The organism is Streptomyces sp. GD-15H (assembly GCF_045291515.1).
Classification (GTDB): domain Bacteria; phylum Actinomycetota; class Actinomycetes; order Streptomycetales; family Streptomycetaceae; genus Streptomyces.
Genome location: NZ_CP149447.1, coordinates 6,546,171 through 6,557,996, shown reverse-complemented (window position 1 = coordinate 6,557,996; position 11,826 = coordinate 6,546,171). Strand labels below are relative to the sequence as shown.

The window sequence follows — 11,826 nt, the reverse complement described above, 5'->3', positions numbered from 1 at the left end:
ACCTTGTCGAGCAGCAACCCGCTGCGTGACCCCGCGGACCGACGGCTCCCGCGTATCGCGGGGCCGTCGGGCCTGGTCATCTTCGGCGTCACGGGCGACCTCTCGCGCAAGAAGCTGATGCCGGCCGTGTACGACCTCGCCAACCGGGGTCTGCTGCCGCCGGGCTTCTCGCTGGTCGGGTTCGCCCGCCGCGAGTGGGCGCACGAGGACTTCGCGCAGGTGGTCCACGACGCGGTCAAGGAGCACGCCCGCACGCCGTTCCGCGAGGAGGTCTGGCAGCAGCTCATCCAGGGCATGCGCTTCGTCCAGGGCACCTTCGACGACGACGACGCCTTCGAGCGGCTGCGCGGCACCATCGAGGAGCTGGACAAGGCGCAGGGCACGGGCGGCAACTTCGCGTTCTACCTGTCGGTGCCGCCGCGGTCCTTCCCGGTGGTCATCCAGCAGCTGAAGAAGCACGGGCTGGCCGACCAGAGCAGCGGTTCCTGGCGGCGCGCGGTGATCGAGAAGCCCTTCGGCCACGACCTGACGTCGGCCGAGGAGCTCAACGCGATCGTCCACGAGGTGTTCGCCCCGGACCAGGTCTTCCGGATCGACCACTACCTGGGCAAGGAGACCGTCCAGAACATCCTGGCGCTCCGCTTCGCCAACCAGATGTTCGAGCCGGTGTGGAACCGGTCCTTCGTGGACCACGTGCAGATCACCATGGCCGAGGACATCGGCATCGGCGGCCGGGCCGGCTACTACGACGGCATCGGCGCCGCCCGTGACGTCATCCAGAACCACCTGCTCCAGCTCATGGCGCTGACCGCCATGGAGGAGCCGGCCTCCTTCGACGCGGACGCGCTGGCCGCGGAGAAGACCAAGGTGCTCGGCGCCGTGCGGCTGCCCAGGGACCTGGGCCGGGACACCGTGCGCGGGCAGTACGCGGCGGGCTGGCAGGGCGGCGCGAAGGCGGTCGGGTATCTGGAGGAGGAGGGCATCGACGACTCCTCGAGGACCGACACGTACGCCGCGATCAAGCTGGGCGTCGACAACCGCCGCTGGGCGGGTGTGCCCTTCTACCTGCGCACCGGCAAGCGGCTGGGCCGCCGGGTCACCGAGATCGCGGTGGTGTTCCAGCGGGCGCCGCACTCGCCGTTCGACACGACGGCCACCGAGGAACTGGGCTCCAACGCGATCGTGATCCGCGTCCAGCCGGACGAGGGTGTCACGGTGCGGTTCGGCTCCAAGGTCCCCGGTACGTCGATGGAGATCCGGGACGTGTCGATGGACTTCGCCTACGGCGAGTCGTTCACCGAGTCCAGCCCGGAGGCGTACGAGCGGCTCATCCTCGACGTCCTGCTCGGTGACTCCAATCTCTTCCCGCGCACCGAGGAGGTCGAGCTGTCCTGGAAGATCCTCGACCCGATCGAGGAGTACTGGGACAACCACGGCCGGCCCGCCCAGTACTCGGCCGGTACCTGGGGGCCCGTCGAGGCGGACCACATGCTCGAGCGAGACGGACGGAGCTGGCGCCGGCCATGAAGATAGACCTCACGGACACCACGGCCGGCGAGATCAACAAGGCGCTGGTGCGGGCCCGCCGGGCCATCGGCACTCCGGCGGTCGGCATGGTGCTCACCCTGGTCATCGTGACCGACGAGGAGAACGCCTACGACGCGCTGAAGTCCGCCGGTGACGCCTCGCGTGAGCATCCCTCGCGCACCCTGGTCGTCATCAAGCGCGTGTCCCGCTCCCCCGCGACCGTACGCAGTCCCGGCTGGACGCCGAGGTGCGGGTCGGCGCGGACGCGGGCACCGGTGAGACGGTGGTGCTCCGGCTGTACGGCGAGGTCGCCGACCACGCCCAGTCGGTGGTGCTGCCGCTGCTGCTGCCGGACGCCCCGGTGGTGGTCTGGTGGCCGGTCAACTCCCCGCTGAACCCGGCCGGCAACCCGCTGGGCGCGCTGGCCCAGCGCCGGGTGACCGACACCTACGCCTGCGAGCAGCCGGTGCGGGAGCTCGCGGCCCGCGCCGACTCCTACACCCCGGGCGATACTGACCTGTCCTGGACCCGGATCACGCCCTGGCGTTCGATGCTGGCCGCGGCTCTGGACCAGGTGACCTGCGAGGTGCAGGGCGTGGAGGTCGAGGGTGAGGAGTTCAACCCGAGCTGTGAGCTGCTGGCGATGTGGCTCGCGGACCGGCTGGGCGTGCCCGTGAAGCGTGCGCTGTCGAGCGGCCCGGGGCTCACCGCGGTCCGCCTGTCGACCGACTGCGGCCCGATCGTGCTGGACCGTGCCGACGGTTCGCTCGCGACGCTGTCCATCCAGGGCCAGCCGAAGCGGGCGGTGGCGCTCAAGCGCCGGGACACCGCGGAGCTGATCGCGGAGGAGCTGCGCCGGCTGGACCCGGACGACACGTACGCGTCGGCCCTGCGGTACGGGGTCGAGCGGCTGAGGAATCCGGCGACAGGGGCGGGCGCGACGAAGGCGTCGTCCGGTGCTCTGGACGAGGTGTCGCGCGGGCTGACCGAGGCGTCGACCGCGCTCGACGAGGTGTCGCGTGCCCTGGACGAGGCGTCGGGTGACTCCGGGAGGCCGGCGGGTGAGTCGCCGGCCAAAGGAGCGGCGGGCGCCGCTCCCGGCGGACCGGCTGCGGAAGGTTCCGCGGTCGAGGCGACGGCGCAGGCACCGCTGAAGAAGGTGGAGGCGAAGTGAGTACGGCACCGCAGCTGGTCGTGCACCGCGACAAGGAGCTGATGGCGCAGGCCGCGGCGGCCCGGCTGATCACCAGGGTCGTGGACGTGCAGGCCTCGCGGGGCTCGGCGTCCGTGGTGCTGACCGGCGGCCGCAACGGCAACGGTCTGCTGGCCGCGCTCGCGGCCGCGCCCGCCCGGGACGCGGTCGACTGGAGCCGGATCGACCTGTGGTGGGGCGACGAGCGGTTCCTGCCGGACGGCGACCCGGAGCGCAATGTCACTCAGGCCCGTGAGGCGCTGCTCGACGCGGTGCCGCTGGACCCGAAGCGCGTGCACGCCATGCCCGCGTCCGACGGACCGCACGGCGCCGACGTGGACGCGGCGGCGGCCGCGTACGCAGAGGAACTGGCCCGTGCCGCGGGCCCGACGGACCACGGAGCGGTGCCGACGTTCGACGTGCTGATGCTGGGTGTCGGCCCGGACACGCACGTGGCGTCGCTCTTCCCGGAGCTGCCCGCGGTGCGGGAGACGGAGCGCACGGTGGTCGGCGTCCATGGGGCTCCCAAGCCGCCGCCGACCCGGGTGACGCTCACCCTCCCGGCGATCCGCGCGGCCCGGGAGGTGTGGCTGCTGGCGGCCGGCGAGGACAAGGCGGAGGCCGCGGCGATCGCCCTGTCCGGCGCGGGCGAGATCCAGGCCCCGGCGGCGGGCGCGTACGGCAGGGCCCGCACGCTGTGGCTGCTGGACGCGGCGGCGGCCTCGCAGCTGCCGCGGGCGCTGTATCCGCCGGCGTCGGCGTAGCGCGCGGAGCGCGAACCGCACGTGTCGGACCCCCGCTCCGTCAGGAGGCGGGGGTCCGTGTGTTTCCGGGCGGGGTGGCTTCCGGGTGGGGCGGTGTCCGTCACTTCACCGAGCCCGCCATCACCCCCTGGACGAAGTGCCGCTGGAAGGCGAAGAACACGGCGACCGGCACCACCAGGGACAGGAACGCACCCGGCGCGAGCACGTCGATGTTGCTGCCGAACTGGCGGATCTGCGACTGGAGTTCGACCGTCAGCGGCTGCGAGGAGCTGTCGGCGAAGAGGAGGGCGACCAGCATGTCGTTCCAGACCCACAGGAACTGGAAGATGGCGAGGCTGGCGATCGCCGGACGCCCGACGGGCAGGATCAGCCGGGTGAAGATGCGCCACTCGCTGCCGCCGTCCATCCGGGCGGCCTCCAGCATCTCCTTGGGCATCTCGGCGAAGTAGTTCCGCAGCAGGAACACCGCGAACGGCAGCCCGTACGCCACATGGAACAGCACGACACCGGGGATGGTGCCGAACAGCCCCAGCTGGCCGAAGAGTTTGGCGACCGGCAGCAGCCCGACCTGCACGGGGACCACCAGCAGCGCCACCACGAGCAGGAAGATCGCGTCGCGGCCGGGGAAGTCCAGCCAGGCGAAGGCGTATCCGGCGAGCGCCGCGACGACCACGACCAGGACCGTGGTCGGCACCGAGATCAGCACGGTGTTCCAGAACGCCTGCGTCATCCCCGCGTTCTTCAGCAGGGCCGCGTAGTTGTCGAAGGACAGCTGCCCGGGGCTGGTGAGCACCGTCCACCAGCCGCCCTTGGCCGTGTCCTCCGCGGACCGCAGCGAGGAGAGGAACAGGCCGGCCAGCGGGGTCATCCACACCAGGCCGATCACGACCAGGAACGCCTGCACCACGGCGTTGCCCAGGCCGCGCCGGATCGCGTTCATCCCTGACTCCTTCGGAAGCGGCGGACGTTGAAGACCATGGCGGGGACGACCAGCAGCAGGAGCAGCACGCCGAGCGCGCTGCCCATCCCCTGGTCGTTGCCGCCGCCGAACGACACCAGCCACATCTGGGTCGCGAGCACGGTCGCGTCCTCCTGCACGGGTCCGGGCGCGATGATGTAGACGAGGTCGAAGACCTTCATCACGTTGATCACCAGGGTCACGAAGACGACGGTGAGGACCGGTGCGAGCAGCGGGACGGTGATCCGGCGGAAGATCTGCCACTCGTTCGCGCCGTCCATCCGCGCCGCCTCCAACGCGTCCCGCGGCAGGGCCGAGAGTCCCGCGCCGATCAGCACCATCGCGAACCCGGTCCAGATCCACAGGTAGGACCCGATGATCGCCGGGGTGACCAGGGTGGGCCCGAGCCAGGAGATGCCGTCGTAGGGGGGCGCGAAGTTGGCGGCGGGCAGCTTGATCGCGTACGAGCCGCTGTCCAGGCCGGTGAAGCGGAACGAGCCGTCGGCGGCGGTCGTCGTGCTCGCGACGGTGCGTCCGTCGCGGACCGCCTCGACCGTCATTCCGGGCAGCCCGCTCTCCTGCCGGTCGACCACGCCCGGCTCTCCTACCCCGCCGGGGGTGAAGTCGAGGTAGACCACTCCGCGGACCTCGTCGGCGCCCGCCTCCTGGCGGGTGGCCGCCGGGTGGGCGGGCGCGGCGTCGTCGGGCAGGTCCTTGGGTGCGACACCGACCAGACCGAGGGCGGTGACGGTGCCCGGCGAGAGGTCCGCGCCGGTCGTGTAGGCGCCGTCGGCCTCCTTGGTCAGGCCCGGCCCGGCGCCCCCTCCCCGCCCCCGACGGCCTCGCGGGCGCGGGCCGTCGGGTAGGAGGAGCTGCCCTTGAAGGCGTCGTGGACCGTGACGGCGGCGGCGTTCAGCACGCCCTTGTCCGGGTCGTCGTCGTAGGCGAGCCGGAAGATGATGCCGGCTGCCAGGAAGGACACCGCCATCGGCATGAACAGCAGCAGTTTGAAGGCGGTGGCCCAGCGGATCTTCTCCACCAGCACGGCCAGGATCAGTCCCAGGCCGGTGAGCAGGGTGGGGGCGATCACGACCCAGATCGCGGTGTTCCGGACGGCCTTGAGGGTGGTCGGGTCGCGGAACATCTCGAGGTAGTTCTCACCGCCCACGAACCGGGTGCCGGAGGCGTCGAAGAGGCTGCGGCCGACGGAGAACAGCACCGGGTACACGACCAGCGCGCCCAGCAGAAGCAGGGCGGGCAGCACGAACAGCACGGCGACGATCCGCCCCCGCCGGCGCAGGCGCCGGCGGCGGGCACGATCGGGGTGCGAAGAAGCCGGCGGGCTCGCCTCTTTCACCAGGGTGGCGGTCATGGTCGTCAGTTCCCGTATGCCTTGGCCGCCGCGCCCTCCAGCTTGGCCGCCGTCTTCTTCGGGTCGGACGGGTCACGCAGGAAGTCCTGGAGGATCTTCCACTCGCCGGCGCCCTTGGTGCCGCCGAAGGCCGCCGGGGCCTGGTCCGACATGTCGAAGCGGACCGAGTCGCCGGCCTCGATCAAGGACTCCGCGGTGGCGCGGGTGACGTCGTCGCCGTAGGAGGAGAGGTCGAGCTCCTTGTTCGGGGAGAGGAAGCCGCCGGCCTCGGCCCACACGGCGGCGGCCTCCGGGGTGGCGAGGTACTCGAGGAGCGCCATGCCGGCCTCGGCGTTCTTGCCGTCCTTGAGCACCACGGCCGCGTCGCCGCCGCTGACCACCGGGGCCTCACCGTCGCCGACCGGCGGGAACGGGAAGAAGTTCGCATCGGTGCCGATGGCCTTGCCGAACTGGTCCTTGGCGACGCCGGCCACGAAGTCGCCCTCGTAGACCATGGCGGCGTCCGGCTCGGGTCCGAAGACCTTCTCCACCGAGCCGGGGAAGTCGGTGTTCAGGGCTTCCTTCTGGCCGCCCGCGATGAGTTGCTTGTCCTTGAAGAGTTCGCCGAGCGTGGTGAGCGCCTCGACCACCGTCGGGTCGGTCCACTTGATCTCGTGCGCGGCGAGGGCGTCGTACTTCTCAGGCCCGGCCTGGGAGAGGTAGACGTTCTCGAACCAGTCGGTCAGCGTCCAGCCGTCCTGTCCGGCGACCGAGAAGGCGGCGAGGCCGGAGTCGGAGATCGTGCGCCCGTCCTTCAGCATGGCGTCGTAGGTCTTCGGCGGGGTGACGCCTGCCTGTTCCAGGGCCTCGGGGCTGTACCAGACGGTCGACTTGTGGGCGGCCTTGAAGTAGAGGCCGTACAGCGTGCCGTCGACGCTGCCGTAGTTCTGCCACACCTCGGCGAAGTTGCTCTCCACGGTGCCCTGGACCTTCTTGTCCAGCGGCTTGAGCCAGCCCTCCTCGGCGAACTGCTTCAGCACGCCGACCTGGGGGACCATCACGACATCGGGGGCGTTGCCGCCCTCGATCTTGCTGCCGACGACGGTGGAGACGTTGTCGCCGGTGGACACGAACTCCGTCTTGGCGCCGGTCTTCTCGGTGAAGGCGTCGAGCACCTTCTGGAAGTTCTTCTGCTCGCTGCCGGACCAGACACCGGCGACGGAGACGGTCTGGCCGCCGAGCGCCTTGTCACCACCGCCGGCCGAGACGGGCTCGCTCGAGCCGCAGGCGGTGGCGCCGAGGGCGAGCACGAGGGCGGTGCAGCCGGTGAGCAGGGTGGTACGTCGTCGCATCATCGTTGATGTCCCTTCGGAAAACGTTCGGATACTTTCGGGATATGTGAAGTGAGCGGGCTTCAGGAGCCGTTGATCCACCAGGCCGCCGTGGAACCGGGGAGGACCCCGGCCGGGCACGGGCCGCTGGCCAGCAGCGGGGTGCCGGAGACCGGCGCGGGTACGGGCGCGGTGCCGAAGTTGACGGCGCACACCAGGTCGTCGGCGCGGACGAAGGCCAGGACGTCCGGCCCGGTCTCCAGCCAGCGCAGTGTGCCCTCACCCAACTGGGGCAGTGCGGCACGCAGTTGCAGGCCGTCGCGGTACAGGTGCCAGAAGGAGCGGGTGTCGGCGAGGGCGCGGTCGGTGGCGTGTTCGGCGAACCACTCGGGCTGCGGCAGCCAGGGTTCGGCCCCCTCGGCACCGGAGGTGAAGCCGAACGGGGAGGCCTGCCCCGACCAGGGCAGCGGCACTCGGCAGCCGTCGCGGATCCGGGCCCGGCTGCCGGTGCGGCGGAAGATCGGGTCGGTGAGCACGTCGTCGGGGAGGTCGACGACCTCGGGCAGGCCCAGTTCCTCGCCCTGGTAGACGTACGCGGCGCCGGGCAGCGCCAGCATCAGCAGTGCGGCGGCGCGGGCACGGGCGGCGCCGAGGCCGCTGCCCTGGGGCGTGGGTTCGCCGTAGCGGGTGACGGTGCGGACCTGGTCGTGGTTGTTGAGGACCCAGGTGACGGTCGATCCGGTGCCGGCGATGTCCTGCATGGCCTCGGAGATGACCTTGCGGAAGGCGTCGGCGTCCCAGGGGGCGCCGAGCAGGTCGAAGAAGAAGGCCTGGTGGAGCTCGTCGGGGCGGACGTACCGGGCGTGTTCGCGGGCGGTCGGTACGGAGACCTCGCCGACCAGGAGCCGTTCACGGCCGTCGCGCCGCGTGTACTCCTCGCACACCGCGCGCCAGTGCCGCCACACGTCGTGCACCTCGGGCTGGTTCCAGGCCAGCGGGTTGACCGAGTCCCGGGTGCGGGCGTCGGCCTCCGGGTCCGGGGAGTCGGGCAGTTCCGGGTGCTTGAACAGGCCGGCGGCGACATCGATGCGGAAGCCGTCGACGCCCCGGTCCAGCCAGAACCGCAGGGTCCGGTCGAAGTCGGCGGCGACCTCGGGGTTGCGCCAGTTCCAGTCCGGCTGTTCGGGCGTGAACATGTGCAGGTACCACTGGCCGGGCCGGCCGTCCGGCTCGGTGACCCGGGTCCAGGCGGGCCCGCCGAACATGGCGTGCCAGTTGTTGGGCGGCTCGGCGCCGTCGGGGCCGCGACCGTCGGCGAAGTGGAAACGGGCGCGTTCCGGGCTGCCGGGGGCCGCGGCGAGTGCTTCGCGGAACCAGGGGTGCTCGCTGGAGCAGTGGTTGGGGACGATGTCCAGCAGCACCTTGATGCCGAGCCGCCGGGCGGCCCCTACCAGCAGGTCGAACTCGGCGAGGTCGCCGAAGACCGGGTCGACGTCGCAGTAGTCGGCCACGTCGTAGCCGTGGTCGTGCTGCGGCGAGGGATAGAAGGGGCTCAGCCAGATCCCGTCCACGCCGAGCTTCTTCAGGTAGGGCAGGCCCGCCCTGACCCCGGCGAGATCACCGATGCCGTCACCGGTGCTGTCCAGGAAGCTGCGGACGTACACCTGGTAGATCACTGCGTCGCGCCACCAGTGGTGGGTGCCGATGCGCTTGAGACTCACCCCGTCGACCCGTCTGTGCGTGCGGAGACCCGGGACTCCCGGCCGGCGGTATCCGTCGCCGTTATGCATGCATGTTAGGTAGAGGTGTCGTGAGGGTGTCAATGAACGAACCCAACCTGCCGGACAATTACTAGGAACGAACGCCTACTTACCGAGGCATATCGGGCGCAGTTGAGACGTCCGCGTTACTTAACGGGTAACTAGAGGCGACCGGTCGGGGTGCGAGGTCCGGAGGAAGGGGCCCGGACGGCTGTCTAGCGCGCGGAGACGGCGGCGAGTTCGCGCGCCAGCCGCCGCACCGCCGCACCGGGCGTCTGTCGCCCGGTCATCGCGTCGTGCACCACCGCCTGCACGACCAGGCTCACCTGGTCGTAGTGCGGGCTCTTGGGACGCGGGGCGGCGGCGAGCACGCTCTCGCGCAGCGTCGGCAGGTAGGGGAACCGCCGGACCAGTTCCGGATCGTCGTACAGCGCCGCCCGTACGGGCGGCAGCGCGCCCCGGGTGAGGACCTGGCGCTGGACGCTCTCGCTGGTGAGGTACGCGATCAGCCGCGCGGCGGAGTCGGGGTGCCGCGCATGGGCGGCGACGGCGAGGTTGGAGCCGCCGAGGACGCTCGTACCCGGCCCGTCCGGCCCTGGCATCGGTACGGCGCCGACCTTCCCGGCGACCGCGGAGCCCTCGGCGGACGCGGCGACGTAGGCATAGGGCCAGTTGCGCAGGAAGAGCAGTCGGCCGTCCTGGAAGGCCTGCTTGGACTCCTCCTCCTTGTACGTCAGCGCCTCGTCGGGTATCCAGCCCTCGCGGACCCCGCGGGCGAGGAACCCGATGCCCTCGCGGGCCGCCCGGGAGTTCACGGTGACGCGCTCGCCCTCGTCGCCGAGGATGGTGCCGCCCGCCGAGTAGACGGCCTCGGCCGCGTTGACGGTCAGGCCCTCGTAGGGCAGGAACTGGCCCGCGTAGCCGTCGAGGCCGTGCCGCGGGGCGAGGGTCTTCGCGGCCCGCTCCAGTTCGGCCCAGGTGCGCGGAGGTGCCACGCCCTCCGCGTCGAGGACGTCCTGGCGGTACAGGAGCAGACCGGCGTTGGTCACGTACGGGACGGCGTACAGCCGGTCGCCGTAGGTCGCGGTGTCCACCACGCGCGGCAGGAACGTGTCCAGCGGGAAGCGGTCACGCGGCAGCGGGCGGATCCAGCCGGCCGCGGCGAACTCCGAGGTCCAGCTGACGTCGATGTTGAGCACGTCGAAGCGGCCCCGGCCGGCGTCGCGCAGCTCGGTGATCATTTGCGCGCGGGTCTCGTCGGCCGAGTCGGGCAGTTCGACGAGGGTGACCTCCTCGCCGGGGTGGGTGCGGTTCCAGCCCTCGAGCAGCGGGCCGAGATAGCCGGTGAGGTCCCCGGCGGTGGCCAGGGTGAGCGGACCGCGACCGCCGGCGGGAGCGGCCTGTTCGGCCCTCGCGCCGGAGGCCACGCACACGGTCAGGAGCACGGCGAGGACGAGAAGGCCCCTACCCGCGGCATGGATCCACCGCATAGGTTCCTCCCTGTGCACCGGCACCCGGGCACCCTTGCCGGGGTCAGAGGCCATGTATACCTGTTAGGTATGGGCGATACTAGGGCCCGCGCCACATTGCGTCAGGCGCGAGAAGCATGGCATCGGGCGCGTGGCACATGGCACGAAGGATGCGGGGAGGAGAGCACCAGTGCGGCAGTCCCTCCTGGCCCTGCTCGCCCGCGGCCCGGCCCACGGCTACGAGCTCAAACAGGACCTTGAGCAACTGCTGGGCTCCGCGTACCCTCAGCCGAACGTCGGCCAGATCTACGTCACCCTGGGCCGCCTCGAGAAGTCGGGGCTGATCGAGGGCGAGGACGTCGAGCAGGCCAGCCGGCCCAACAAGAAGGTCTATCACCTCACCGACGCCGGGTGGGAGGCGCTGCGCGCCTGGTTCGAGGAGACCTCGGACGAGCCGCGGGTGCGGGACGAGTTCTTCATGAAGGTCGCCCTCGCACCGCAGAGCGGGCTCGCCGACCAGATCTCCCTGATCAACCGGCAGCGGCGCCAGTACCTGAACACCATGCGGCAGTTGTCGAAGCTGGCCGCCGCCGAAGACCGGGACAACCGAGTCGCCCATCTGCTGATCGAGGGCGCGATGCTGCACCTGCAGGCCGACCTCGACTGGCTGGAGCGGTGCCAGGAAGAGCTGGAGGAGCTGGAGTGAGCGAGAGTCCCCCTCCCGCGCTGCGCGCCGAAGGCCTCGTCAAGACACACCACGGCGAGGGAGCCCCAGCGCACGCGGTGCGCGGGATCGACCTGCGGGTGACGCGCGGCGAGTTCGTGGCGGTGACCGGGCCGTCCGGCGCCGGCAAGTCGACCCTGCTGCATCTGCTCGGCGGGCTCCAGCGGCCCGACTCCGGCAGCATCTGGCTGGACGGCAAGTGCACCGACGCCTACAGCGAGGCGCGCTGGGCGGTGGAGCGCAGGAAGCGCATCGGGATCGTCTTCCAGTTCTTCAACCTCGTCTCCGACCTGTCGGTCGCCGACAACGTGGAACTGCCGGCCCTGCTCGCCGGGACACCGCCGAGGAGGGCCCGCGCCGAGCGGGAGGGGCTGCTGGCCGAGCTGGGCCTGACGGGCAAGGAGCGGAGCATGCCGGGCGAGCTGTCCGGCGGTGAGCAGCAGCGGGTCGCGCTGGCCCGTGCCCTGGTCAACCATCCGCCGCTGCTGCTCGCCGACGAACCCGCGGGCAGCCTGGACAGCAAGGGCACCCGCGAGGTGATGCGGCTGCTGTCCCGCTTCCACCAGCGCGGCCAGACGATCCTGCTGGTCACCCATGACGCCCGGCTGGCGAGCGCCGCCGACCGGGTGATCAGTTTCTTCGACGGGCGGATCGCCGACGACGCGGAACTCGACGGAGCGCCGTCGCGCGGCCGGGGCATCTCCGGGGTGCTGGAGCTCAAGGACTGACATGCGGGTGTACGACGGTCCG

General features: G+C 71.3%; 8 protein-coding genes and 2 pseudogenes. 5 read left to right on the top strand and 5 right to left on the bottom strand.

The genetic code is table 11. The features are described 5' to 3' along the window. Positions 1-3 precede the first annotated feature (3 nt). The 3 genes and pseudogenes from zwf (at position 4) to pgl (ending at position 3,483) form a co-directional block, all read left to right on the top strand. Complete coding sequence (gene zwf / locus WJ438_RS30915; protein WP_406728138.1) at positions 4-1,527, top strand: glucose-6-phosphate dehydrogenase; 1,524 nt, start codon at positions 4-6, stop codon at positions 1,525-1,527. After that, positions 1,524-2,701: pseudogene (gene opcA / locus WJ438_RS30910) on the top strand (glucose-6-phosphate dehydrogenase assembly protein OpcA). Before zwf ends, opcA begins: the two are co-directional and overlap by 4 nt. Then, positions 2,698-3,483: a 6-phosphogluconolactonase gene (gene pgl / locus WJ438_RS30905; protein ID WP_406728137.1), complete on the top strand. Its 786-nt coding sequence runs from the start codon at positions 2,698-2,700 to the stop codon at positions 3,481-3,483. Before opcA ends, pgl begins: the two are co-directional and overlap by 4 nt. A gap of 100 nt (positions 3,484-3,583) precedes the next feature. On the opposite strand, the gene WJ438_RS30900 is transcribed toward pgl, so the two are convergent. The 5 genes and pseudogenes from WJ438_RS30900 to WJ438_RS30880 form a co-directional block, all read right to left on the bottom strand. Next, positions 3,584-4,423, bottom strand: a complete 840-nt coding sequence (locus WJ438_RS30900) for a carbohydrate ABC transporter permease (protein WP_406728136.1) — start codon at positions 4,421-4,423, stop codon at positions 3,584-3,586. Continuing rightward, a pseudogene (locus WJ438_RS30895) lies at positions 4,420-5,813 on the bottom strand (ABC transporter permease subunit). The gene WJ438_RS30900 and the pseudogene WJ438_RS30895 overlap by 4 nt, the downstream one beginning before the upstream one ends. A gap of 5 nt (positions 5,814-5,818) precedes the next feature. Further along, positions 5,819-7,147, bottom strand: coding sequence for an ABC transporter substrate-binding protein (locus WJ438_RS30890; RefSeq protein WP_406728135.1), 1,329 nt, complete (start codon positions 7,145-7,147; stop codon positions 5,819-5,821). A 59-nt stretch (positions 7,148-7,206) separates the two neighbouring features. Beyond that, positions 7,207-8,829, bottom strand: a complete 1,623-nt coding sequence (locus WJ438_RS30885) for a glycoside hydrolase family 13 protein (RefSeq protein WP_406729861.1) — start codon at positions 8,827-8,829, stop codon at positions 7,207-7,209. Positions 8,830-9,098: 269 nt separating this feature from the next. After that, complete coding sequence (locus WJ438_RS30880; protein ID WP_406728134.1) at positions 9,099-10,373, bottom strand: ABC transporter substrate-binding protein; 1,275 nt, start codon at positions 10,371-10,373, stop codon at positions 9,099-9,101. Between the two features lie 169 nt (positions 10,374-10,542). On the opposite strand from WJ438_RS30880, the gene WJ438_RS30875 reads away from it, so the two are divergent. Together WJ438_RS30875 and WJ438_RS30870 are read left to right on the top strand one after the other, a co-directional pair. Then, positions 10,543-11,058 carry a PadR family transcriptional regulator gene (locus tag WJ438_RS30875; RefSeq protein ID WP_406728133.1) on the top strand — a complete coding sequence of 172 codons (516 nt, stop codon included), beginning with the start codon at positions 10,543-10,545 and terminating at the stop codon, positions 11,056-11,058. Further along, the gene (locus WJ438_RS30870) at positions 11,055-11,804 is read left to right on the top strand and encodes an ABC transporter ATP-binding protein (RefSeq protein WP_406728132.1); all 750 of its coding nucleotides are present in this window, start codon (positions 11,055-11,057) and stop codon (positions 11,802-11,804) included. Before WJ438_RS30875 ends, WJ438_RS30870 begins: the two co-directional genes overlap by 4 nt. Positions 11,805-11,826: the final 22 nt, after the last annotated feature.

Bases quoted from the DNA above. Each gene is read 5' to 3' on its own strand.
- WJ438_RS30900 (WP_406728136.1), bottom strand. From the start codon at position 4,423: ATGAACGCGATCCGGCGCGGCCTGGGCAACGCCGTGGTGCAGGCGTTC.
- WJ438_RS30890 (WP_406728135.1), bottom strand. From the start codon at position 7,147: ATGATGCGACGACGTACCACCCTGCTCACCGGCTGCACCGCCCTCGTG.
- WJ438_RS30880 (WP_406728134.1), bottom strand. From the start codon at position 10,373: ATGCGGTGGATCCATGCCGCGGGTAGGGGCCTTCTCGTCCTCGCCGTG.